This window comes from Veillonella sp. CAG:933, assembly GCF_000431435.1.
Lineage (GTDB): Bacteria > Bacillota > Negativicutes > Veillonellales > Veillonellaceae > Veillonella_A.
This window is the reverse complement of the sequence record NZ_HF986199.1, coordinates 30,359-56,355: the sequence shown is the minus strand read 5'-3', so window position 1 is coordinate 56,355 and position 25,997 is coordinate 30,359. Positions and strand designations below refer to the sequence as shown.

Annotated in this window: 14 protein-coding genes and 1 tRNA gene; 4 read left to right on the top strand and 11 right to left on the bottom strand. The window is 41.5% G+C overall.

Annotated elements, in window-relative coordinates; all coding sequences use genetic code 11:
• Window positions 1-338: 338 nt before the first annotated feature.
• Complete coding sequence (locus QZL64_RS06845; protein ID WP_021841270.1) at window positions 339-641, top strand: hypothetical protein; 303 nt, start codon at window positions 339-341, stop codon at window positions 639-641.
• Window positions 642-930: 289 nt separating this feature from the next.
• Window positions 931-1,860 (top strand): fumarylacetoacetate hydrolase family protein, encoded by a 930-nt coding sequence (locus tag QZL64_RS06840; protein WP_021841269.1) that lies wholly within the window; start codon window positions 931-933, stop codon window positions 1,858-1,860.
• Between the two features lie 273 nt (window positions 1,861-2,133).
• Here the strand turns inward: QZL64_RS06840 and QZL64_RS06835 are convergent, their stop codons facing one another.
• The 7 genes from QZL64_RS06835 to thrC all read right to left on the bottom strand — a co-directional run bounded on the left by QZL64_RS06835 (window position 2,134) and on the right by thrC (window position 10,735).
• Window positions 2,134-2,970 (bottom strand): nucleotidyl transferase AbiEii/AbiGii toxin family protein, encoded by an 837-nt coding sequence (locus QZL64_RS06835; protein ID WP_226974027.1) that lies wholly within the window; start codon window positions 2,968-2,970, stop codon window positions 2,134-2,136.
• Between the two features lie 8 nt (window positions 2,971-2,978).
• A complete protein-coding gene (locus tag QZL64_RS06830; protein WP_021841267.1) occupies window positions 2,979-3,569 on the bottom strand; it encodes a type IV toxin-antitoxin system AbiEi family antitoxin domain-containing protein in 591 nt (196 codons plus the stop codon).
• Window positions 3,570-3,671: 102 nt separating this feature from the next.
• Window positions 3,672-4,913, bottom strand: a complete 1,242-nt coding sequence (locus tag QZL64_RS06825; RefSeq protein WP_021841266.1) for a hypothetical protein — start codon at window positions 4,911-4,913, stop codon at window positions 3,672-3,674.
• A 98-nt stretch (window positions 4,914-5,011) separates the two neighbouring features.
• On the bottom strand, window positions 5,012-6,442 hold the full coding sequence (gnd, locus tag QZL64_RS06820; RefSeq protein WP_021841265.1) for a decarboxylating NADP(+)-dependent phosphogluconate dehydrogenase: 1,431 nt from the start codon (window positions 6,440-6,442) through the stop codon (window positions 5,012-5,014).
• Window positions 6,432-8,252: an ATP-dependent nuclease gene (locus QZL64_RS06815; protein WP_021841264.1), complete on the bottom strand. Its 1,821-nt coding sequence runs from the start codon at window positions 8,250-8,252 to the stop codon at window positions 6,432-6,434. Before QZL64_RS06815 ends, gnd begins: the two co-directional genes overlap by 11 nt.
• A gap of 24 nt (window positions 8,253-8,276) precedes the next feature.
• Window positions 8,277-9,131: a DMT family transporter gene (locus QZL64_RS06810; RefSeq protein WP_021841263.1), complete on the bottom strand. Its 855-nt coding sequence runs from the start codon at window positions 9,129-9,131 to the stop codon at window positions 8,277-8,279.
• A gap of 104 nt (window positions 9,132-9,235) precedes the next feature.
• Window positions 9,236-10,735: a threonine synthase gene (gene thrC / locus QZL64_RS06805; protein WP_021841262.1), complete on the bottom strand. Its 1,500-nt coding sequence runs from the start codon at window positions 10,733-10,735 to the stop codon at window positions 9,236-9,238.
• Window positions 10,736-11,060: 325 nt separating this feature from the next.
• Between thrC and QZL64_RS06800 the strand changes: the two genes are divergently transcribed.
• Window positions 11,061-11,136, top strand: a tRNA-Lys gene (locus tag QZL64_RS06800).
• A 185-nt stretch (window positions 11,137-11,321) separates the two neighbouring features.
• On the opposite strand, the gene QZL64_RS06795 is transcribed toward QZL64_RS06800, so the two are convergent.
• From QZL64_RS06795 to QZL64_RS06785, 3 genes are all read right to left on the bottom strand, one after another.
• Window positions 11,322-21,467 carry a YadA-like family protein gene (locus QZL64_RS06795; RefSeq protein ID WP_021841261.1) on the bottom strand — a complete coding sequence of 3,382 codons (10,146 nt, stop codon included), beginning with the start codon at window positions 21,465-21,467 and terminating at the stop codon, window positions 11,322-11,324.
• Entirely contained in the window at window positions 21,410-22,309 is a 900-nt protein-coding gene (locus tag QZL64_RS06790; RefSeq protein WP_021841260.1) for an ESPR domain-containing protein, read from the bottom strand. The genes QZL64_RS06795 and QZL64_RS06790 overlap by 58 nt, the downstream gene beginning before the upstream one ends.
• 571 nt (window positions 22,310-22,880) lie before the next feature.
• Window positions 22,881-23,513 (bottom strand): TetR/AcrR family transcriptional regulator, encoded by a 633-nt coding sequence (locus QZL64_RS06785; RefSeq protein ID WP_021841259.1) that lies wholly within the window; start codon window positions 23,511-23,513, stop codon window positions 22,881-22,883.
• A gap of 310 nt (window positions 23,514-23,823) precedes the next feature.
• On the opposite strand from QZL64_RS06785, the gene QZL64_RS06780 reads away from it, so the two are divergent.
• Complete coding sequence (locus QZL64_RS06780; protein WP_021841258.1) at window positions 23,824-24,507, top strand: isochorismatase family protein; 684 nt, start codon at window positions 23,824-23,826, stop codon at window positions 24,505-24,507.
• Between the two features lie 150 nt (window positions 24,508-24,657).
• Here QZL64_RS06780 and larA read toward each other — a convergent pair whose 3' ends face one another.
• On the bottom strand, window positions 24,658-25,932 hold the full coding sequence (gene larA / locus QZL64_RS06775; RefSeq protein WP_021841257.1) for a nickel-dependent lactate racemase: 1,275 nt from the start codon (window positions 25,930-25,932) through the stop codon (window positions 24,658-24,660).
• Window positions 25,933-25,997 lie beyond the last annotated feature (65 nt).

Sequence of the window (25,997 nt, the reverse complement as noted above, 5' to 3'; positions counted from 1 at the left end):
GCTGTTGCAACATATCTGAAAAAAACAGCCGAATTGTCAATCAAGTAAATTGATATCATCTCTCTCTTATTATATACAATTTGAGGCCATAGATAAAACAAAATCATAGATATTTTTAAATAAATAAATCTTTTGGTACTTTAGAATATTTTAATTGCTTTTTCATGGTAAAAAAATATCTCCTTTGTGCTCATGTTTTTCAGGAATATTACAACTATTTACTTTATCTATTCATCAATCTATGTTATAGTTAACTTATCGATAAATACAAACAATTAATCATTCTCCCAAGCTCGTCAATTACGTATTGTGAATTTATTTGAAAAGAGGAACTTCCTATGGCATATATCGACGCATTAACTGAACAAGAAGTTACACTACGTGATTTTAAATCTGTATTAAATCGACTCATGACCAATTACAATCCAAAGAAACCGGTTACGATTACCATCGAAGAAGACGGTGAATCACGTACATTTTCATTAGTACCGAAACGTACGCGCCGGCGCTCAAACGGTGAGGCATTTGCCATTAAGGAAATCCCGTTTGAAACGTTGGAAGAACCAAAAGAACCGGGTACTTACATGGCCATTGATACGTTGAAAACACACCGATTCCGTTTGTATACGGCTTGTATGTAGATTTTGACGGCATTCGGGATTTACGCTTTTTTAACGACCGTGCCAGTTGTCAAAAATGGCTTAACAAGAAGATCAAATTACTTGAAAAATAGGCGATGTATATAAAACTGTTTGATAAATATTCTAATGGATTCACCCGGCTTGAAATCCATTAAATTAGTTTTAAGCACATCGTATTTATTTAATATAAGCTCTTTTATATCGAAAAAAATATATTTATAATATTTACATGATTGTATAAAAACCGGCTTAGGTCGGTCATGAATCAGCATTACACTTGGGAGGACTTATGAAAATCGCAACCTTTACAACGCCATCCGGCTTCCGCCAATGGGGCGTTATCGACGACGAATCACAAACTATTCTCGGCAGTGCCGATTTGGAAGAAGCATACTTCTCCTTCCTACCGGAAACGATTGAAGAGCTCATCAGCTTAGGTGACGAAGGCGTGTTATTATTAGCTACAGCTTTGGAAAAACACAATGAATCACCTGTAGCCGTGCCTTACAATCTCAGCGATGTAACCATCGATACACCGTTCAGCCCACATCGCAACATTATCTGCGTGGGCAAAAACTACCGCGAACACATCGTTGAATTCGACAAAACGGCCGACGAACCGGAGTTCCCTATTTTCTTCAGTAAATTACCGACAGCCGTAACCGGCCCTAACCGCGTAATTCCGTTGCATCCGAATGCAACTTCACAAGTGGATTACGAAGGCGAACTGGCCATCATCATCGGCAAACGAGCCAGCAACATTCCGGAAGATGAAGTATATGATCACATCTTCGGTTACACCATTGTAAACGATGTAACGGCACGCGATTTACAGCGTCGTCACAATCAGTGGTTCTTAGGTAAAAGCCTGGACGGCTTCTGCCCAATGGGCCCTGCCATTTTAATCGGCAACAAACAACCGCGCGACTTTGAAATTCGCACCTATGTTAACGACGAACTTCGCCAATCGGGCTCCACAGAAGATTTAATCTTTTCCATCCCGACCTTGGTTAGCACCTTAAGCCGCGGCATCACCTTGGAACCGGGCGACATCATCGCCACCGGTACGCCATCGGGTGTAGGCGTCGGTTTCGAACCACCTCGCTTCTTGCAGGAAGACGATCTCGTATCCATCACCGTACCGGGCATCGGTACCTTATCTAACACCGTAAAACGATCCGCACCGATTACGGAAATCGAAGATTACGAAGATTTCTAAGACAAGAACTAAACAAAAGGGCTGCAACGAAATATCCCCCTAAGTCATTAACTTGACGCTTATAGCTTATTGCGTTAAGATATACATAAGACGAGCCGTCATAGTGATTAGTACCGCTAGGCTCATCTCTGGTGAAAATAGGAAATTGAGAAATAGCCTAGTCGTTACTTAACGATTAGGTCATTTTTCATGCAGAATTAAGACCACTAAGGTAGATAACTAAAAAATAAATTAAACAAGGTACTGTAACGAATTGATTTTTTATTCAATTCGTTACAGTACCTTTTCTTTATCCATTATAGTTTTTATCAAATCACATATATCATCAAATATTATATGCTGTGCATAGCTATACTCATATTGATATATCTCCCAACGTTTTTGCATTTCTTTACTATGTTTAACAGAATCCAAAATGTTAGGATAATCAGAAAAAATAAACACCGAATTTCTTCTCGTTGCCGTTTTATGTATTGCCTCAAATAATACTGAAAAATCAATCCGTTCCTCAAAGAGTTTTAAAAGTAAAAAGACATCGTAATAATCTCTCGGTCTTGTGCTCTGATCACCTCTGGATAATATGGTTTCAATTTTTTCTGCCAATACAGTAACAAAGCTATACGCCAAAATTGAGATACTTCTATTCTCAAATAATAATGGATATGAGTATTTAATCTCCTTCGGGCTGATACTATCACCGGTTGTAATATCTATTTTTAAATCTACAGCTAATTTCGAATTAGCATATTCTCCTTTTAAGGCTGCTCTATAACCAGCATAATCATCCGTTTCCCGTATTTCCTTAATTGAACTCAACACAAATGCAACTTCATCATTAAGCTGTATATCAATTATCTCTGATATCATAGATTCTATACTTTTTTGAGTAACTGGATATCCTTTAATTGTTGCATCCATATCCATTGTTGATCGTGCTGATAAACCGGCAATAGAAGCAATCAAAAATCCGCCCTTAAGAATAAACTTATCTTTATAAGATGATAAAGACATTCGTTCTAAAAATCGTTCTAACATAAAGTTTTGTAAAATAGATTGAGCTGTTATCTGTTTTTCCTTCGCAACTTTTTTGATTAATGCTTTAAATTTCATAACATTACTCATTGCAATACCTCTAAATAAGGTCTAATTCTCTTATCCACTTTTAGTATTTTGGCATAAAATGACAATAAGGGAATATTTTTAGACTTACTACTCATATATTGTTTGAAGGCATCTGTTATCACTTGAATTTCAACTCTATTAGTGACTTTCACAATATCACAAAGTGTTCTCTCAATATTATACGCTCTGACCAAATTACCTGATGGACTAGTCACCTCTTCAACACCTAACTCAAATACATCTTTCTTTACTTTATTGCATCTAAACCCACTTCTAATGGGGGCCGATGTATTATAACCTTCAGGAAATGTAAACTGTAATTGCATTGGTGTTCTATCTGTAAAACCATGTAAATACAAAGCTGTCCCTAATGAAAAAATTCCTCTTTTATAGCTAACTTGTGCGTTTAAAAACTCATCTTCCCATGCTTCCGGCAACGTATATACACCACGAGATACTTTCTCTAATTTATTATCCTTAACAAGTTGCGATAAATAATTTCTCGATAAATTGGCTTCTGAAACCATAGAGGAAGTAACAATACCATTATTTTCATAGGCCATTTTTATTACAGCACTTTTACTCATATAGCTCCCCCCTTAAAACAAAATAACTTTCTTGCTCTAATTATATAAATTTAGAGCAAGAAAGTCAAACCATGCCCGTATTTAATTTTAAATAAAGCCATCTTAACCGAGTTCTTTCGCCATCGCATCAATACGTCCTAATAAAGTCTGAATCAACCCGGGCACTTTTCGCTCGAGCACTGCCACCACTTCCCTACTCGTATCAACCGCCTCAAAGCGTGCCATCACTTCAATTAATCTTTTTTCAAAAATATCCGGCACTGCCGCTTTCAATGCAGCATAATCGATATCATGAACCCCTGTTACATAAGTAAGTTCACGGTCATGAGTACCGTTTTCAGCAAACGCTTTAGACAAATTATATGGTGCCGGCTGTGCTTCATAATCACCACTAAAAGAGTTATATGCAAAGGTTCGGCCATTATCAAAAATAGGCGCCAGACCTATAAACTCAAGTGTCTCACTGTTCCGTAAGATACCGAAATTCCCCCAATGACGATCATCGTTCATTGTCAGATAATCAATAATAATCATTTCTTCCAGCTGCTTACGAATTTCATCCGTTACGGCACAACCATTTTGTCGTAGAAATTCCAAATAATTATCTAACCCGTTTAAATGATTGGTTCTGGATTTTTCCAATTGCCAAGCCGGTATAAACTCGATGGACGCCGTCGTGAACGCATCACAAGCGGATACGACCGAGCCACCGAATGTTCCCAAACGATACAACACATGGTTAAAACCCAGTACATCCAATAAAACGGAAACCACCGCTTCATTAAAAGGCTCCTGCATAAACGGCTGATTACCTGTTTTATATAGAACCGGCGATTCATCTGTATGCAACCACATCTGCGGTAAAGTACCGTTATTCGAAGTATTCGGCGTATGACTATGAAACGAAATCAGCGTTCTATCGCCAATCTGTTTTTTCAACGTCGTCAAAGATGAGATAAATATCGAATCATCTTCAAATGAATTATCATAGAAGTTTACATCAGCCCAAGTTACTTTACTGTCGGCCGGTTTAATCCAATAATGATCGGACACGCTAAGCATATAGGAGCGCAAGGATAGTTCCAGCGAGGAATCACTGTCAAAGTAATCCTTAATGGCACTGATATTGGGCCGTTCTTTAGGAATAACTCGATGATCCAAAAATTTATTCAAATTATATTCGTAGCCACGGAAGTTATCAATCATATATGGTGGCAAATGAGCAATACTTAACACTTCATTAACCTGTGCCCAAAGCATCATATTATCAAAAGAAAATAAAATACAGGGCACATCCTTATGCATTAATAAACATGTGCTATCCATAAATTTATTATGCTTCATGATGTGCCCCTTTCGTGCAAGTTTTATTCAATTCAAACGAAGCCTAAAATATCTAATAAGAGCATTCGTGTAACGACAAACTTAACCCACCAAAAATTTTATTTCCCTTCCAATTCAGCTTCCCATTCGGTATGGAAAATACCGTCTTGGTCAACACGTTCATACGTATGTGCACCGAAGAAGTCGCGCTGCGCCTGAATCATGTTAGCGGACAAATTGGCACGACGATAGCTGTCGTAGTAATCAAGGGATGCGGAGAACGCCGGAGTCGGAATGCCGAAACGTTTGGCTTCGATAATCGCTTCACGCCATTTAGCCTGATGCTGTTCGATGGCTTCAATGAAGAACGGATCGAGAAGCAAGTTGGTAAGTTCCGGATTGCGTTCGAACGCTTTTTTAATATCTTCCAAGAATACGGCACGAATGATACAACCACCACGCCATAAGAGCGCCATATCACCAAAGTTGATATTCCAGTTGTATTCTTTGGCTGCTGCTTTAATCAACGCAAAGCCCTGTGCGTAAGAACAGATTTTGGATGCATACAATGCGGAATGAATAGCATCAATAAAGGCTTTTTTGTCGCCTTTGTATTCCCCTTCAGGACCTTTGAGCATCTTAGCCGCTTCCACGCGTTCCGTTTTGTAAGCCGACATGCCGCGCGCAAATACAGCTTCCGCGATAGTCGGAATTGGTACTCCTAAATCAAGGGCTTCCTGGCTCGTCCATTTACCGGTACCCTTTTGGCCCGCTTTGTCGAGGATTTTTTCCAATAAAGGCTCGCCCGTTTCTTTGTCACGTACGCGCAAGATTTTAGACGTGATTTCGATTAAATAAGAATCGAGTACGCCTTTATTCCATTCGGTGAACACTTCGGCCATTTCTTCGGCACTCATGTGGAGCAACTCTTTCATCATGAAATACGCTTCGGAGATGAGCTGCATATCGCCGTATTCGATACCGTTGTGCACCATTTTTACATAGTGACCGGCACCGTCATCACCAACATAGCTGCAGCAAGGACCGTCAGCCACCTGAGCGGCGATGGACGTGAAAATTTTTTCCACTTCTTTATAGGACGTTTCGTTACCGCCCGGCATGAGGCTTGGACCGTTAAGAGCCCCTTCTTCCCCGCCGGATACGCCAACGCCTAATAAGCGGAAGCCTTTAGCTTCGAGTTCCTGGCTGCGGCGACGCGTATCTTTGAAATACGAGTTACCGCCATCGATTAAGATGTCGCCTTTATCCAAATATGGCAAGAACGCTTCAATCATGTCATCTACCGGTTGGCCAGCTTTTACGAGGAACATGATTTTGCGAGGTTTAGCGAGCATGTTAACGAGTTCTTCAGGGCTGTGAGCGCCGCCGATGTTGCCTTCGTGACCGAATTTTTGCAAAAACTCATCCGTTTTCTGCGGCGTACGGTTATAAACAGCAATGCTAAAACCTTTGTGTGCCACATTACGCGCTAAGTTTTGACCCATAACGGCCAAACCGACTAAACCGAATTCATATGTCTTATTTTCCATATTTCGTCTCCTCTGCCACAGCCAGCCAGGCGTCCTGTTGTTGCGCCAGCTGCTGTGCTTTTTTTATAACTCTTACAAACGCAGGGGGAATATCCTCCCGCTCTTTTATATTATACGCAATACACTTGCCGATAGTAATTCCTTTTTGAAAAAACAGCCAACTGAAGTAATACACTTCCAATAGGTGTTCTTCCCGATTCGGAATCGAATTTAATTTGCGTTCGTGAAACGCCCGGTTCACCAGACCTTGAGCTGACTCATTTTGCGACTTGGCGTACTTAATCAGCTTATCCACCCCTTGGGTGATGGCTTTTTTGGACACCAGCTGTGAACCGCCTTCAAGACTGACTACCATGCGCACAATATTATCCAAAACGGACCGTTGGCGCCGGCGAATCAAGTGACTGACCAAATCATATTCATAGCAAATTGTATCCGTGAAATATACTTGCTTTTTACCCGCCCGTACGTCGGTACGCACATCCCTATCATATAGGGCAATGACGGGAATGTCAAAACGATTAAATAATTCAGCCAATCGGCTGATAGACCCTTGGCCGCGGGCATTGATAAGCCCGATGCCGTAAAAGTCGAGCGGAATACCGAGCGTTTTGGCAAACTGCCGAAAACTACTGTACTCTGTTTCGCCCTCTACTATCATAACACAACGTGTATAGAGGGCCTCTTTGACCGCTGAAAAATAAGCAATCAAATGTTCTTCCGCCTCCGACGACACTTCAAAGGTCACCCCGCAGGCAATCTTCAACGACCCCGACGGCTGGCGATAAAAGCGAATAATCTGCCGATAATCATCGGACAAAACTTCCGCCGAATGGGTAACGATAAAGACCTGGCCTAAAATACCGTCAATGCCGAACACATCTTTTAAGATGCGCAAAAATCCGATATTCTCATTGGCCATCATTTCTTTAAAATAATCTACCATGGCCCGCTGCATGAGCGGGTTCAAATGGGTTTCTACTTCATCGAGGCTGATAGCCAGCGGTAAATACCGTTTTCCCTTCATCACGACAATACGCGACTCGAGGCGATTTTGTTTTTTCAAACGAAAAATCTTCTGCACCAAGCGAAATACCACCATGGCCACGAGGCGTAGCGCATCAGGCGTATAAAAGCCGGCATAACGCTCGCTCTTATCAATTTTCGTATGCGTCATGGATCCTCGTTCCATAAGCGGCCATTGCGTCAACTGAGCCAATACAATAATCATGTAAATCGGCAAATGAGGCATGACCATTTGAAACTGCCGAATGCGCAGCGCAATGAGCGACATAGACTTCGTGACGGGCGAATCTTTTTTACAAATCGCCACATCGAGGGCCTCGCCCAACAAATCGCGGAGCTCTTCGTAAAAGGACTCCTCCTTCGTGTCGAAAGAATAAATGCCAATATCCTTCAAGGCAAAATAGGCCATGTAAGTGAGCGTTTTAAGCGGTACCGACCGCCGTGCCGTCGTAGTCAACACCTCATAAAGACGCGGCTTCGTCGCTACATTCACCTGCTCCCACTCGAGCAGAATACGACCGTTTTTAACCGCCTTAATCAATAAGGGAGGCAACTCTTCGTGCGGCGTCACCACGATTTCAAGGCGAACCTTGACGGGTTTTACGATATCAAAAAAATCCCCTTCCACCAGCCTTCTGCCGGATGTCATGATCTGAATCAAGGCCAACAAATTAGACTTCCCAATCGAGTTTTCACCAATCAGATAATTACAATGCTCGTGAAAACTCAACTTCGTTTGATTCAAGTTACGAAAATTCTCAATTTCCAAAGTTGCTAAGTACATATCGGCACCTACCTTTGTTAGGGCTTATACTTTGACGTGTTGCTCTTTTAAACGAGCAATCATAACCGATGCGACAAACATCATAATACCGGCCAAGACCGTCAGCCACGATAAGGTTTCGTCAAAAATCACAAAGCCCCACATGGCGTTGAAGAATACGCCGATATATTGTAAAAATTGTGCCACAACTGCATTGGTGGCCACAAATGCACCGGTCAGGAAGAATTGGGCAAATACGGAAATCCCGCCGATAATCCCAAGGATTACCCATTGCCGCAAATCAGGCCATACAAAATCAGGTCCCATCAAGATACCACCGACAATCATGGTGGTCACTAAGAAATAAAACATAATCTCATAATTACTGTGATGTCCCACTTGGCTGAGCTTGCGAATCGTAGTGTAGGCAGCGGCCGCAAAGGCAGCACCGGCGATGGCGTAGAGCGAATACCAATGGAACTCACTAAACGACCAAGGCTTAATCATAAGGCAAACAGCCGCCAAAATCAAAAGAAGCCATTTACCGGCCCCTTTCGGAACTGACTCTTTCAAATAGAGTGTGCTAAAAATAAACACGAAAATGCCGGACAACTGAAATAAAATCGCCGCGTCGGCCAACTTCATGTACGCCAAAGCAATAAAGTTACACAAGTTGCCTAAACCGCCGAAAATCCCGCGAACCGTAAGCATCCCGCGATTTTCCGTGGAAAAGGCAATGCCCTTGACCCGCATATAGATAAGGACTGCCACCGTGCCGATGAGGCCGCGGAAAAAGGTAATCTCCGCCGCCGGCATGGCTTGCCCCAGCATTTTTACAAATAAATTCATGATACTAAACGCCAAAGCGGATGCAATGGCATAGAAAAAAGCTTGTCTCACGTTGTCACTACTTTCTTAATGTATTACTACTATTTTGATTGCTATATAGTATCAACCAACAACTTATATCGTTAATAAGTAGGATGCGTCTGACTCAATATAGCTTATTTTTTAAAAGTATCGACAAAAGCAAGTATTTCTTTCCCCATTGATTCTTTATCAATGACTTTGGTAAAACGCAATTCCTTCGCCTGCAAAGCAGCCAGTTGTTTCGGGAACGCCACGCCCGTCACCGCACTGATGTGCTCAAGGCTTTCATATGGCGTATCGCCGGTCTGAATTTCCAAGGCTTCGCAAATCGGATTCGGGAACTTGAACGGATGGGCCGTCGCCGCAATCACCGTATGACGGCCACCATCTTCCGGATGCGCCTGCAATTCCTTCATGTAGGCCCCCATGGCCACCGCCGTGTGCGGATCCAACAAATAACCGTAGGAGTTATAAACCTGCGCAATGACAGCTTTCGTTTCTTCGTCGGAAACAAATTGACCGCTGAAATCCTTCTGAATGCGCTGTAACTCTTCGGCCGTTACCGACAAGGAACCGTTTTGTTTTAAATCCTTCATGCGGCTGTTGGTGGCTTCGTAATCCTCGCCGCTCACATAATATAAGAAGCGTTCAAAGTTGGAACTTTCCAAAATATCCATGGACGGTGAAATGGTCGTGTAGAATTCACGCTTCATATCATAGGTGCCCGTTTTGAAAAAGTCCGTCAACACATTATTACGATTGGAAGCACAAATCAACTTACCGATTGGCACACCCATCTTTTTCGCATAATAAGCGGCCAAAATATTGCCGAAGTTGCCGGTAGGGACCACCACATTAAACACTTCATCGCGATGAATAGCACCCTGGTTTACAAGTTCTGCATAGGCTGCCACATAGTAAACCACCTGCGGTGCCAAACGACCGACATTAATGGAGTTGGCACTGGAGAAACGAACTCCCTTAGCCGCCACTTTTTCAGCCATCGATTCGTCCACAAAGAGGCGTTTTAAAAATTGCTGCGCATCGTCAAAGTTACCGCGAATAGCCGTTACATTAACATTATCGCCCTCTTGTTTCTGCATCTGTTCTTGCTGCATCGGACTCACGCCATCGGTCGGATAAAAAACCTGAATGTGAGTGCCCGGCACATCTTTAAAACCTTCCAGCGCCGCTTTACCGGTGTCACCGGAAGTGGCCGTCAAAATAAGCACCTCATCCGTTTCTTTTTCCGCTTCTTTGGCGGCTACCAACAAATACGGGAACAAGGACAATGCCATATCCTTAAACGCCTGCGTACGTCCGTGGAACAATTCGAGCACCGATAAACGTTCCAAAATAGAATGCAACGGTGCAATTTCAGGCGTACTGAAATTTGCTTTGCTGTAAGCCGACGCAATCATGGAACGTAATTCCGCTTCATCAAAAGTTGTGAAAAGATTTTTTAATACGGTATACGCAATGTCCTCGTAGGATTTCTCCGCCACCATGTCATAAGTCAGACAGCGTTCCGGAAATAAGGCCGGCACATATAGACCCCCGTCACTTGCCAAGCCATGAAGCAATGCATACGTTTCACTTACCGTTTCTTCACTTCGTGTACTTCGATACTTCATCTCTCTACCCTCATACTTCTACTAATCTAAAATAATAATAGAAAATTTCTCTATTACTTCTTTCAATTAATTATACCGAAAATACACATTTTTTTCTACCTACCAACAGCGACGCTTTCCCCCTTAATTACGGCACCGTTATAAGTTATTACATTATTTTTACAAAATGTTGTAAAAAATAAAAATCTCCCGGCCCCTAAAAATAAACGAATATCGGAAACTTTTAAAAGCTTATGTTTTCTTTAAATTTTACATAATTTTTAAACTTTACTGCTATAAGGGTTTACATTTCGAAACAATAAGTATATAATAGCTATGTTGTTATGGACCACTAGCTCAGCTGGCAGAGCACCTGACTCTTAATCAGGGTGTCCAGGGTTCGAACCCCTGGTGGTCCACCATTTTTATGTCCAAAATTTGATATATTGCACTTAAAATCAAATAAAGAGCGATAGTAATACTAATCCCGGTGATCCGGCTATAGTTAGTACTATCGCTCTTTTTAATTATTCAGTTGTAAGCTCTATGCAGTTATAATGCAACATTTAACCTCTACACACTATTTAGCTGCAAATGTTCTCTACTCTTATTTGTTAACCAACGAATTTACGAGCTGAGTCAACTCTTCTATACGTTGTTTCTGTTCTTCCAATTGAGCGCTTTGCGTATCCAATTTTTGATTTTGCGACTGAATCATGGACTGCTGATCGTTAACTACACTACGGAGACTATCGATTTCCTGAGCCATCGCTTGGCTAGATCCGTAGTTAGTTGTCTGACCGGCACCAACACGCCAAGTTACACCGGCGTTAACCATGTTTTCACCGCCACCAAAGGAACTGCCGAGGCTGAACATCATGTCGCTATGTGGACGATAGAACGCACCAACTGCTACTGCATTCGCACCTTTGTAGTTACCCACACCGGCTGCAAATTCCCATCTTGTCGTCGGATTGTAATCTAACGGATGTAAAGCTGCAAGAGCTGCTGCACCGGCACCGACACGGTTCACACGGTTATCCAGTTTGTTAATCTGATTACCTAAATAGTTCATATTGGAACCGATATTCGTTACCGCACTATTTAACTGACCAACATTGACCGCATCAGTTTCAGCTTCACCGGCTACTACATCATGAATCTGATTTTTACCCATGCTGATAGTATCACTAGTGAGCTTAATATCTGATTTAGCTGCATCAGTAGTCTTAATCGTTACACCATCCGTATTAACCGTAGTATTACCCGTTACAAGTTCCGTAGTCGTTACACTATCAGTACCGATAACAGTTGCTGTATCACCAGAACCTACAGTAACACGTTCTAAACCGGAAAGTTTGGATGATAATTTAACTTTAAAACCTTTAGTTCCGTCATTCACGACACCAATATTGCCCTCAGTCAGAGGTTCCATCGCTCCACCGGTGATACTTAAGGTTTCAGCATTACCGACTTCAATTTTTTCTTCGGTATCGCTGATAAACTCACGTTTAGCATTTTGAATGGCCTCAATATCGGTATTAATGTCACCGATTTGAGTTCCAATATTATTTACCGCATCACGCAATTGTCCTTCAGTTGCGGCACGGTTTTCCACGATACCGTTCGTTTCAGGCTTCCAAGTCGTATTGTCGAGACCTGTAATATAGTGACCTGTCTTATCCGGATTAATCAGATTGCCCTCTTTGTCTTTCGCCGTATCACCTTGCTTACCAATAGTGAGCTGACTACCTTGGGCACCAATTGTTACTTGCCCATTAGAGCCATTAACTACTACTTGATTATTGCCTGTACCGGCAGTAATATTCGATGTCGTACCATCAACTACTACTTGTTGCCCCGGTGCAGCTGCGTTATTCAATGTAATTTTATCATTCAAATCAATAGTATTTGTCTTAACTCCATTATCATCAGTTGTTGTGTTAATAGTAATATTTTTACCGGAAGATAATTTACTGTTGGTAGCCTCTTGAGTTAATTTAGAAGATAACTCTTTAAGCTGTGCCACGTTAACGGCATCATAATCATCAGCACCACCGGCCACATTCGTAATACGACGACGATTAGCTGCTACAGTATCATCACCGATTGTGTATTCAGCATTGCCTACGGAAACCACACCATTTTCCGCTGCAAAAGCTTCGTTTGTTAAGTAGGCTTCCGTTTTCACACTATCAGGAATATATGCTAAAGAATTTTGCCCCAAAGCGACTGAATTATTAGAGGCAACACGCGCTTTCTGACCAATAGCAATACCATTATTTACCGTGCCTGTTCCATCCAAGGTATTAGTAATTGCATAGGATCCAATAGCAATTGCATTATCGCCGTACGCACGCGCCCAGTGCCCAAGTGCCGTTGCTTCATTACCATTAGCATACGCCTGTTTGCCTAATGCCGTTGCATAGTTACCTTTACCAATAGCCATTATGCCGACTGCCAAGCTATTCGTATCATGTGCTTCAGCTCCGGCACCTAAAGCAGTCGTCTGATAGCCAAATGCTTTAGCCGAGTTGCCAAGAGCAATTGAGTTCATTTGTTCTTTGCCTGCTTCAACCACAGTGTCATCATCTACAACTGATGTACTATTACCCGGCACACCTTGCACTGGGTCAGTAGAACGTATAGGACCCACATAAGCACTTACACCAATTGCTAAACCATTATTAGCACTACGTTCAGTAAGGGCTCCATAACCTAAAGCCATACTTTGATTGCCGTTAGCTTTTGTTTGAAGACCAATAGCTACCGTATTTAATTCATTTGCCTGCGTTTCACGCCCAATCGCTATCGAGTCATTTCTCGTTACTTTAGCCGAATAGCCGATTGCGACGGACTGATTAGCAGCCGCAGTAGCACCATACCCCATTGCTACTGCAACTGTGCCTGAAGCGTTGCTCCCAGCCCCTGCAGCAATACTCCAGCTGCCTGACGCACTCGATCCATTACCAATAGCTGTATCAGCTGACTTAGTAGCTTTAGCATTTACACCGGCAGCCAAAGCACCTGCCCCTGTAGCACCATCATTACCTCTATTTCCCGCATCAGTAGAATTTACCGAAAAATATCTTGTTTTATTAGTATCTAGTGCACTAGTTGATGCTAAACCACTTACTTTATAAGTCGTTCCATCATTACGAGTAAAGGTAATCGTATCGCCACTCAATGTAGCACTATCAGTTATTGTATCTTTTGCATTAACTTTGTACTGAGTATAACCCGCACTCGTATCTTTATCTATGCTGCTGATATTAGTGCCTGCAAGCACTTCAACTTTGGCAGCTTTAAGTTGGGCTATATTAACTGCGTCAGTATCAATTGTCCCGGCTGCCACATTAGTAATCTGACGGGTAAGACCTTCTTCACCATTACCAAGCGAGAGTGACCCCATGCCGGCCATCCACGGTGCAACCATCAATCGATACTTCATACCGGCATCCTTAGCCGCCTGTGCATTTTCCGGAGTTGGGTTCTGATAATATACAGCAGCCGCCGCATTCCATGCGTCTAACGCAGTCTGCATTTCAGGTGTAAAGTTAAAATTAGTTTCTGTAAGAGGATCATAACTAAGAATATTCTCTCTACGATCAGCAACAGAATAACTTCCCAAAGCAATGCCATTAGGAACTGTATTTCTCGTTTCTCGTCCAATACTTACACCGTTATCGGCCATCTCTGTTGCCGATGCCAAGTACCCAATTGCAATACTATCTATATTAGCAGCCTCAGTAAATCCACCAATTGCAATGCTCTGATAGTGCTTCGCCTTAGCTCCTCCACCTATGGCAATAGACTCTACACCGGTAGCACCATCATTATCTTTATTGCTTTCTGTTGAAGAATTTACAGAAAAATAAGAAATTTTATTAGCATCAACCTTACTATCTATCGCCTTCAACTGCGCTATGTTAACAGCATCCGTATCTTCGGTACCGGCTGCCACATTTGTAATTTGACGAGTTTCCTTACCTTTTATACCAACACTGACCGCACCACGATTACTGTTCCAAATAACAGAACCTGCGTTATCCGTCTGGAATTTAGTCAATTCATCACCGGTTAAGCCTGGTACATAGCCAAATAATTCACCGGCACCACGATCAGTTTTAGCATACGCACCTAGAGCAACAGCTGTATCTTTACTTGCATTGGCATAACTACCTAGACTCAGCGCATCTTCAGCAGACGCAATCGTACCTTCTTCAGCATTGCCTTTTGAGGTGCTTACAGACTGGTTAGCAATGTAGATGCCTTTACCATTTTCAGTTGTACCACCAATACGAACACTGTTGAGGTCTTGCAAGTCTTTGGCTAATCTTACTTTTAAGCCACTGTCGCTTGCTACAACACCGATATTATCTTCCGTTGTAAGTTGATCTGCCTTAGTGATGCCACCGGTAATTGACAAGGTTTCATTAAGCTTCTTAGCAATGGTTACATTTTCTGTGTCACCTGTGAAATTTAAACCATCATCCATGGTTGCAATTTCATGATCTGTACCGTCTTCATCTTTGTAAACAATACGTGTGATTCCATCTGTACCATCAAGTCCATTTTTCCCGTCTTTAACGGTAATATTGGCACTTGTGTTCTTTCCATCAGCACCATCTTTACCAGGTTCACCAATAATAGTAATACTACCGGCTTCGCCGTTTTTACCATCTGCACCAGGCTTAGTACCAGCTACTAGGTCTTTACTCATCTTCAAGTCGTAAACCTTCTGGCCGTCAACATCTTGCACAGCCATAGTAAGGTTGCTAGATCCGATGTACTCACCTAAAGCACCATTTGCACCTGCAGTCGGAGCATCGCCATTGAGGGTAACTTCAGTATGTTTTGCACCTTTAATAGCACTATTCAACTGACTTACGTTGACAGCATCTGTATCATCTGTACCCGCTACTACATTAGTAATCTTCTTGCTACCTGCATCAATGCCTGTTGTAGTAACAGATGGACCATTAGTGATTATCAAGCCTGTTGTACCAAGAGTTACCGCATTACCAACTTTAACACTATTTAAGCCTGTAAGGTCTTTAGCCAACTGTACTTTCAGTGCATTATCGCCGTCTTTTACAACGCCTATATTGTTATCAGTCAATAAGCTGTTGCCATCGGCATCAGTTGCTGTTGCACCACCGGTAATATTCAAGGTCTGACCATTGCCACGAGCAATAGTAGCTGTGGTATCATCACCTGTGAAGTTCAAAGTTGTCTTACCGGCATCTTCAGCAGCTTCAGCCACTTGTTTTAACTGTGCCACGTTAACGGCATCAGTATCAGCAGTACCAGCTGCCACATCAGTAATTTGACGGGTGATTCCTTTAGAAACATCGCCCACCGATACCGATCCGGCTGTGGACTGCCATGTATACAAAGCTTTACCTGCTTCAGCCAATGCACTTTGTTTGCTGTCCAAATCTGCCTGAGCTGTAGCTAACTGAGCCTGTGTTGATTCAAGAGATGCTTTTATTCCCTGATATCCCGCATCTTGTTCATACGAATTATCCGGATACATGGAAACAATCATATCAATATTAGCTTGATATTCAGCTGCCTTAGCGGTTAAATCATTTACCGTTGTTTGTGCATCAGTTACTTCCGTCTGTAAGCTCTGATACTGTGTATTACTACCTAAAATACTATCCGCATCGGTAATTCTACCGGATGGGTCATAACCTACAACACCCTTATCTGTACGAGCCACAGAGTTAGCACCAAGAGCTACGCCACCCTTAATAGTAACATTAGCATTTCGACCAACAGCTACTGCATCACTAACAGTTGTTTCAAGTGCGGAATCTGCGGATCCAATAACAACATTATTATTGACACCGGTTAATGTACGATTATCACCAATTACAACAGCAGTCGTTGTATCTTTTACAGTATTATTAGAACCGGTCACAGTTACGTTATCTACATTAGTTGCTGTATTATGATAACCGGTCAACGCATTAAACTGACTAATGTTGCTACTTGTCCCCTTCAAGGTATTGTTCACACCAATGATAGAAGATGTACGGGTGTAATCAGCCGTGTTAGCACCGCCGATAGCTAAGGTCGCACCACCACTTTTAGAGTCTTTAATCACAGTTTGGAGCTTATCCACCATAGCATCTACGGAATCAGCGCCACTCGTTGGCATAGAAATAGAGGTAATAGAGTTTGTGATCTTATTCCCGGCACCAAATACTAATGAACCGTTAGTATTATCCGTAATATTGCCTAAGCCAACAATAGTATTTGCAATACCCTGATAAGACGAACCTATTGGTACACCAAAAAATTCAGGTAACTTTTCATTAGATCTAACACTATTTAAAGAGCCCAATACAGTAGCACCAAAGTTTTGTGCCCCATAAGCACCGGTATTCAACCTACCACTACCATCAAAACCACCCGTAGCAATAGAGTAAGAGCCCATCATAGTCGAAAACAAGCCTTTATTATAGGTATTCGTACCCAAGGTAGTCTGATTTACATGAAAACTGGTGTTGTTATCAGTAATTTGTTTACCACCCATGGTGCCTCGGTATACACGATCCCCAATATCAATCGAACCCGTACGGCCAAAAGCATTTGTGCCGATAACGATAGATGTAGCTACTCGGCTAGCATCAGTCGGATTATCATATCCACCGGAACCACGCTTAGGCCAATTCGTTGGATCCATTCCCAATAAGGCTTCTTGTTCACCGCCACCGGTGAAGGCTACGGCTCCTTTACCGATAACAATGCTACCATCCAAAGCAATATTTTCCGAAACTTTAGCATCACTACCGATGACAATACTGCCCTTGCCGCCGGAATAGACATTGGTCCCCAAAGCTATGCCATTTTCACGTTGAGCTACAGCATTCGGGCCAATAGCAATTGAGTTTGTGCCTTTAGCTCCGTCATTATTCTGGTTAGCTGCTAATTCAGATTTTACAGAGAAGTATTTAACTTTATTAGCCGCCAATTCAGCTGTTGTAGCAATACCGGTTACGGTAATAGGAGCCCCTTCATTTTGAGTAAGTGTTAAAGTATTATTTTCTAAAGATGCTCCCGTAAGGTATGTATTTTTTAAACCGGTCACGGTAATTGGATTATTATCAGAGTCAGTCAAAACTAATGTACCATCGGCACCAACATATGTTACTTCGCCTTTAGCTAAAACTGTATTTGTATCTGTTGATTTAATTGTATACGTTGTTGCACCATCATCAGCCACATCAGTAGTAATCGTTACATTTTCGCCTTGTTTCAAGGTTACTTTATTTGCTTTCAACTGAGCTACGTTAACAGCATCTGTATCTTGAGTACCGGCTGCTACACCTGTAATCTGACGAGTAATATCATTGGCTGCATCACCAACAGATACGGAACCAACTGTAGAGGTCCATGTAGAACCGGTTAACGCTTTAGTGCTAGGATTATATCCATCTACGCCTTTATCAACGCTTGCCACAGAATTAGAGCCTAAAGCTACACCACCATCAATAGTTGTATTTGCATTTCGACCGATAGTAACCGCATCACTTGCACTCGATGTCATTACAGAATCAGCCGAGCCGATAACTACGCTATTAGCCGCATCAGATACCGTACGATTTGTGCCGATAATCGTTACATTATCTACATTAGTACCGGTATTTTTAAAACCTGTAATGTAGTTGTATTGGCTAATATTGTCACTAGCACCGGTCAAGGTGTTATTAACACCAAGGAGGGCAGATTGTTGAGTATAATCAGCCTTGTTGCCGCCACCGATTGCAAGAGTCGAGCCACCACTATTGGACGACTTAATAGAATTCATCAATGTTGTCTGTAAAGCTTTAGCAGAATCTCCTGCAGAGCTTGGTGCTGCTATTGTTGTAATGGAGTTAGTAATTTCATTACCAGCACCAAAGATTAAGGAACCATTGGAGTTAAAGGTTCTATTAGCCACACCTACAACACTATTAGCGATACCGGATGAATTAGACGCAGTAGCAGACTCTATGCTATTCAAAGAACCCATAATGGTAGCACCAAAGTTTTTCCCTGCACTAGAAGAAAAACCACCGCCATTATAGTTACTACTGGCAATCGAATAAGCGCCCGTAATCGTTGCAAATGCACCACCATTATAACTATTCGTACCTAATGTAGTACTATTAATATTTACACCTTGTGCTTTAGTATCAGCACTATCAACCGTTACATCACCTAATAATCCACGATAATTATGCGAACCAACCATAAGACTACCTGTACGAGCATAGGTATTTTCACCTATAGCAATACCAGTTGCTTCTTTGGATGGATCATTCGGTATTTGAAGAGTACCGAGCCAATTACCTGCAGTGAACGTTGTTTGTCCCATAGAGAATAGATACTCTTGCATACCTGACATGTTTTCAATTTTCGCATTTTGACCGATAGCAATACTTCCGCTTTGATCAACGTAGTTATTAATATTGGCACCATTACCGATAGCAATATCACCGCTACCTTTTTTACCATTACTATCTGAAATACTTGCTTTACCGATAGCAATACTATTATTAGCAGCTGTAGTCGATTGACCGATAGCTATACTATTAGCACCGGATGTACTGGATTTACCGATAGCAATTGCATCTGTACCGGTTGCGCCATTATTATTATAGTTAGTGCCATTAGCCGCAGAATTTACCTGGAAGTAATGAATCTTATTAGCTTCAACTTGAGCGGCTGTTGCTAAACCACTTACGGTAATAGGTGTACCTTCAGTCTGAGTGAGAGTTAATGTCCCATTGTCAAAAGCTGCACTAGTAAGATATATATTTTTATCTGTAGAAGCAATCTTATAATCTGTAGATCCATCAGTGCCAGTTGTAGTCGTAAGTGTGACATTATCACCTGCAGTTACCGTTACTTTATTAGCTTTCAACTGAGCTACGTTAACGGCATCTGTATCTGCAGTGCCAGCTGCTACGCCAGTAATCTGACGAGTGATATCATTTGCTGCATCACCTACAGATACCGAACCTATCGTAGAAGTCCATGCAGTACCGGATAATTCTTTTGTACTAGGATTATAACCGTCTACACCTTTATTAACACTAGCAACAGAATTAGATCCTAACGCTACGCCATCATCAACAGTCGCATTAGCATTGTAACCCATAACAACAACGTTATCTGCTGTTGTAGTTAAAGTAGTATCAGCTGCGGCACGAAGCGCAGTCGTAGTTTCTTTATTAGCACGACCTAAGATAACGCTATTATCGGAACCTGTTACAGTACGATTATCGCCAAGAAGAATAGTATTGTTAGAGTCTGCTACCGCATTTTCATTACCTAAGTTAACAATTGATGTAGAGCCACTAACCGTGTTATTACTACCTGTTACAGTTACATTAGTTACACCGGTTGCCGTATTGTTAAAACCGGTTAACGCGTTATATTGAGCTACGGAATCCTCAGTACCTTCTAAAGTATTATTAACACCGACGAGGGCCGATTGTTGCGTGTAATCTGCCTTGTTGCCACCACCAATCGCCAACGTGGATCCGCCACTATTAGCATTCTTAATACCTTCTATTAAACCAGTTTGTAAATCTTTTGCCGAACCATCAAGCGAAATATCTACCCCTTCAATTTTGCTTACAGAGTTAGTAATCTCGTTACCCGCGCCAAATATTAAAGATCCATTTGAATTAAAGGTACGATTTGCAAAACCAACAACGCTATTGGCTACACCTGATGTAGTATTTTCAGCAGTAGAGGATTCTACACTGTTCAAAGAACCTACAATAGTAGTTCCCAGATTTTTGCCGGCATTATTCTCATCACCACCGCTGGCATAGTTACCGCTTGCAATAGAGTATGAGCCTACAATAGTGGCAAAAGCTCCGCTGTTATAGCTGTTTGTACCTAAAGTCGTACTATTAACATTAACACCGGTAGCACGGATATTGGCACTATCTACATCAACATCGCCTAGAGTTCCACGATAATTATGCGTACCAATCATCAAACCACCGGTACGAACGAAGGTGTTTTCACCAATCGCAATGCCGGTAGCTACTTTCGAAGGATCTTCCGGAATAAATGCCATACCGCCACCAGGTCTATCAACTATATTATAATTAGTTTGTCCTAGCCCAAACATAAATTCTTGCATACCGGCCATGTTATCAATCTGCGCATTTTGGCCTATTGCAATACTAGCACTTTGGTCTACATAGTTATTGATTTTTGCACCGTTACCGATGACAATATCGCCACTACCCTTACCACCATTACTATCAGAAACGCTTGCACCGTTACCGATAGCAATGCTATTATCTGCAGCTGTGCTAGCTTTACCTATAGCAATAGAGTCTATCCCTTTAGCTCCATCGTTATTATAGTTAGTACCACTAGTGCCTGAATTAACTTGGAAAAAATGTACCGAACTTCCGCCCGAACTATTACCGGCAACAGCCATAAGCTGTGCCACGTTAACAGCATCAGTGTCTTTCACACCGGCTGCAACACCTGTAATCTGACGAGTTGCAGTTGCTGTTCCATCACTACCAAGTACACCAACAGATACAGCTCCCAAAGTAGATTTCCAAGTCGCTGATGTATCCGTAGAAGCAGCTTTTGTGGACGGATCATAACCTGCAACACCATAATCTACATTAGCCAATGAGTTAGAACCTAAAGCTACGCCATTATCTACGGTTGCATTAGCATTATGTCCAAGGATAGTTGCGTTGGATACAGTTGTTGCCATTTCTGCATCAGCAGACCCGATGACAACGTCATTAGTCGCCCCGTCAATTTACGTTTATCCCCAATTACAATATTGGACGTCCCATCTGACACAGTATTGCTGGAACCGATTACATATGTGCCATCCGTATTGGTCAAAGTATTTTTTGCACCGGTAATAAAGTTATAATCACTGGTATTGCCGTCTGCACCATTCAACTTATTGCTAACACCGGTAACAGCCGAGAAACGAGCATAGTCTACTGTATTAGCACCACCAACAACCAAAACTTGACCACCACTGTCACCTACCGAAGCAGCTAAAGCTTTAGCCGTAGCGATTGGATCAGTCGGATCAACATTACCAACATTAAAGGTTACATTACCATAAGAATTAGTTACCGCATTACCGGCACCAAAAATAAGTGTCGCATTGGCATTCTGCGTGGCATTAGCTGCACCAACAATAGAATTAGCAACTCCATCAAATTGTTGAGTTCCAGCTGCTACAGTATTCAAAGAGCCTACAACGGTAGCCATAGCACCTTGGAAACTACCGGAAGCAGATTCAACCTTAGCACCTGCACCGGCAGCTACAGAGCCAACACCTTGGGCTCCGTCGTTACTTTTATTCCCAAATTGTGATAATGCACCATTCATATCATTAACACTGTAATACTGATCAGCCGCACTTACCCCGGCTGTCATCCCAGCACACAGTGCCAACACAGAAAGAGCCACGCCAATTTTCTGGCCTGACTGGCTATGTGTAGATCCGGCTTTGCCATTACGTTTGGCCAACTCAGATACTACTACGTAACTGTTTTTTACTTTACTCCAAATGACTTTGTACTGCTTATTCATTACAGAACCTCCCCATGATAAAAAACTCACAGTAAATTCATTTTAAAAACCTTATTAATACCTCAAAAAAAGCAAAAAATATCACTTTTATTTATCTTAATTCTATAATTTGTGTTTATAACTGTCAATTCAATTCGTATATTTTCAATATTATTTTTTCATTTTAAACTCATTAATATAGTTCTTATTTCAAGTTTGATATAAGAAGGTTTATTATGTCCATCAACACGCAATATAAAAGGATTTATTTATTTTTTAGTTCCAATTTATTATAATCAAATCGCAATAATACGTCACAACTTTTATTCATTTACTACTTTAATCAGTAAATACGCATGAAAACTTCATGTTTTTAAAATGATAATTTTCAGAAAATATATTAATAAATAGTTACAATATATATTAATGAAAAGTTTTTACTATAAATTCACTAATCCATGTTAATTTCATTTTATTCATATTAATTCTCTATGATTTTTTCACAACAAAAAAACTCAATGTATAGCTTATAAATACGCTGGCTATACATTGAGCTTGTACACACACTATTTAATTGAATACTCCGAGCTTTTTAACTCCACTGGTCACATTTCAAACCGCCCAAAATAAATTGCAAAATCTTCTTTTGCAGGCGATACCACTCGTTCTCTTTTAACTCTAACAAACTGCGGTTAACCGAGCTGCTGCCATTAACGATAAATTTAAAAAGCAATTCCGCTTCATCCTGTTTCATATTTAGCTCTTTCATGAGCACCGGAACGATCTTAGGGCTTTCATACTGGTGGATTTTTTGAGCGATAATCGGAGCCACATCCGCATCTTTTACGAGGAATCTGTATTTTTCAAGTTCCAAATATTTATGACACGGCGGAAATAAAGAGCTGTCCTTCGGTAACTCCTCATCCCCCGTCTGATTTAACATAATTTGCAACTTCTTAAGCGATCCCTGCTTTTCTTTGGGCGTCATGGAATTGATAAGTTGCAGGCTATCGTTAATAATATCCTCCAACAAGTCATCAATGGTGTTGTAGTATAAATAAAACGTTCCTCGCGCAATATGCGCTTCCCGACAAAGCGCGGTAATGCGGATGGTCCGAAAATGACTGGTTTTCAGCATAAGCAGCAGTGTATCTTTTATATGTTCGCGAGTATCCGTTGATACGTGTCGTTTAGTTCCTGTTTTTTCATTCGAGCTTTCAATCAAGGTAAATCTCCATCTCCTTACTGTTGAAATCATAGCTATATTATTATCTCTTATTTTATCATGGAGACTATTATTTCTGTGAAAAACCCGGTCAACTATAAACACATTTCAATTTCTGTATATTTTTTACAAAAAACGCAATTTATGTACACTTTTTATTTTCTGTTCATTGCTTTCTAACAATCAGCCAAAATATAGACATATTTAAATTTCTGCATATTATTTCTAAATAGCCCGCTCACTATAATAGGATACACAAGGTACACCAGAGATGTACCAAGGTTTGTATTCCTTGAAAGGAGATTTCAAAATGGAACTTTACAAAAATTTTGACGGCAAAGCCCCTATGATTGACGTTAATGACACAGCTATGTTGCTTATTGACCACCAAAGCGGTCTCTTCCAATGTATTAATGACATTGATTTCTTGCGTATTCGCGACAGAGCGATTGCGTTAGCTGAAGCAGCTGCATTAGTAAATATGCCTGTTATTACGACGGCTTCCGTACCCCAAGGTCCAAATGGTCCGTTGATTCCGGAAATCCATGAAGTGGCTCCGCATGCAGTATATGTAGCACGTCGCGGCGAAGTAAACTCTTGGGATTGTAAAGATTTCGTAGATGCTGTAAAAGCAACCGGTAAAAAGACGTTAATCATCGCCGGTACGGTAACAAGTGTATGCATGGCATTACCGGCTATTTGTGCTGTTAATGAAGGCTATCGCGTATTTGCAGTGCCTGACGCATCCGGTACGTATTCCAAAGAAGCTGCTATGGCCACTATGATGCGCCTCACCCAAGCAGGGGTTGTGGTAACTGACGCCGGTGCTGTATTGGCAGAATTACAGCGCACATGGCATACACCTCAAGCCGACAAATGGGCTCAAATTTGGGGTCGTATTTTTACAAATTATCGTCTTCTTTTAGAAAGCTATGCTAAAGCTGTAGAAGTAACAAAATCCGGCGAACCAATGGACAACGAACGCGAAGATTAATTTTGCGCCGCCCCACTTATTAATCTATAGCAAGTATAAAAACACCTCCTCGTTGATTAATATATGGTAAGTCTAAAACAAAGTAAGGAGCAGTAACGAAATCGAGTTTTTAAACTCACATTTCAGTTACTGCTCCTTATTAATTTCCTTTTATTTCACTACAACCGATACTCCATCAGGAATGACAGTTATTGATGCATTCTTCCCTTTTATCTCCATAGCACGATTTAAAGCTTCCGCAAATGTAAAGGCATGTTCAATATGCATGTCTTTTAACATTTGAGGATCACACTGATCAGTCACAACAATGACTGTAAATTGGTCAAGAATTCGTGCTAGAATTTGCATTTCCCACTGATCCGGAATTGTTTCATTCCGTGGCACCTTAGCAATGCGGTCAAGCAGTTCTCTAGGGGTTTTGACCGCCTTTAAATTATCATATAGGGATTGACCGCCGTGCCCATCATTGCAGGCCGCAATCATAATAATAACGCCATCTTTATTGCATGTTGCTTCAGCGGCCGTCATCCCTTTAACCGCTTGATAAATATTCTGGTCCAACGGATAGCCGCCATTAGTGGTAACAACAATATCAGCGGGTGCCTTTGGTACGCTGGCAAGTTTTGAAACAAATTCACAGCCTACTTCATGGGCTTTTTCAGAATCGCCGGCAAAGGCATTGATAATATGCTTTTCAGAATCGATAACAACGTTTAGGATAAATGCTAAATTAGCAGCTTTAGCAGCGTATTTCATATCTTTATGAATAGGGTTGTTTTCCAATATACCGGTCCTGGCATTTGGGCTATTTATAAATTCAGCACAGTGATTGGCCATGACTGTAACCGCTGAGGCAATCCCCGGTAAAATACTCTTACGACCTCCGGAAAAACCGGCAAAAAAGTGCGGTTCAATGAAACCTTCGGCTATGAGTAATTCTGTTTCTACAGCTAATTTATTGATGATACACGCACCGCCTGACGGCAAAGTACCAATTCTCGCCATTTGCGAGTCATCACCGGATATATGATTTACAATCTTTTCATGGGCTACGATGTCCGGACCGAATTTATCGATCATTTCTTCCTTGGTTGTGGGTCTGTGAAAACCGGTAGCCACGAGAATTGTAATATCAATGGCAGGATTCACCTCACGGATTCGACGCAGCAAAATCGGCATGGTAATCTTACTTGGTACCGGTCTGGTATGGTCACTGGTGATGATGACCATGTTCTTTTTCCCTTTAACCAGGTCTTCTAATTTGACACTGCCAATCGGATTATCCAAGGCTTGTTCCACTAATGCTTCTTCAGGTGCCGTAGCCTTATATTCGGCTGAGCCGGATTCTAAAACGCCTTTGAGATTTGCTTCCGGCACCTGGATTGAAATGAAGTCTTTTGAGTATGGTACTTTAAATGTGCGCATATTATAGCCCCCTAATAGATATAAAACCTACGCCCTAAACCTCCATGTGATATGAGTGACAAATA

Excerpts from the sequence above, each read along its gene's own strand:
- QZL64_RS06845 (WP_021841270.1), top strand. The coding sequence starts at position 339 with ATGGCATATATCGACGCATTAACTGAACAAGAAGTTACACTACGTGAT.
- QZL64_RS06840 (WP_021841269.1), top strand. The coding sequence starts at position 931 with ATGAAAATCGCAACCTTTACAACGCCATCCGGCTTCCGCCAATGGGGC.
- QZL64_RS06835 (WP_226974027.1), bottom strand. The coding sequence starts at position 2,970 with ATGAAATTTAAAGCATTAATCAAAAAAGTTGCGAAGGAAAAACAGATA.
- QZL64_RS06830 (WP_021841267.1), bottom strand. The coding sequence starts at position 3,569 with ATGAGTAAAAGTGCTGTAATAAAAATGGCCTATGAAAATAATGGTATT.
- QZL64_RS06825 (WP_021841266.1), bottom strand. The coding sequence starts at position 4,913 with ATGAAGCATAATAAATTTATGGATAGCACATGTTTATTAATGCATAAG.
- gnd (WP_021841265.1), bottom strand. The coding sequence starts at position 6,442 with ATGGAAAATAAGACATATGAATTCGGTTTAGTCGGTTTGGCCGTTATG.
- QZL64_RS06815 (WP_021841264.1), bottom strand. The coding sequence starts at position 8,252 with ATGTACTTAGCAACTTTGGAAATTGAGAATTTTCGTAACTTGAATCAA.
- thrC (WP_021841262.1), bottom strand. The coding sequence starts at position 10,735 with ATGAAGTATCGAAGTACACGAAGTGAAGAAACGGTAAGTGAAACGTAT.
- QZL64_RS06795 (WP_021841261.1), bottom strand. The coding sequence starts at position 21,467 with ATGGCAACAACTGTATCCAACGCAACTATCCTTGGACATAATGCTAAT.
- QZL64_RS06790 (WP_021841260.1), bottom strand. The coding sequence starts at position 22,309 with ATGAATAAGCAGTACAAAGTCATTTGGAGTAAAGTAAAAAACAGTTAC.
- QZL64_RS06780 (WP_021841258.1), top strand. The coding sequence starts at position 23,824 with ATGGAACTTTACAAAAATTTTGACGGCAAAGCCCCTATGATTGACGTT.
- larA (WP_021841257.1), bottom strand. The coding sequence starts at position 25,932 with ATGCGCACATTTAAAGTACCATACTCAAAAGACTTCATTTCAATCCAG.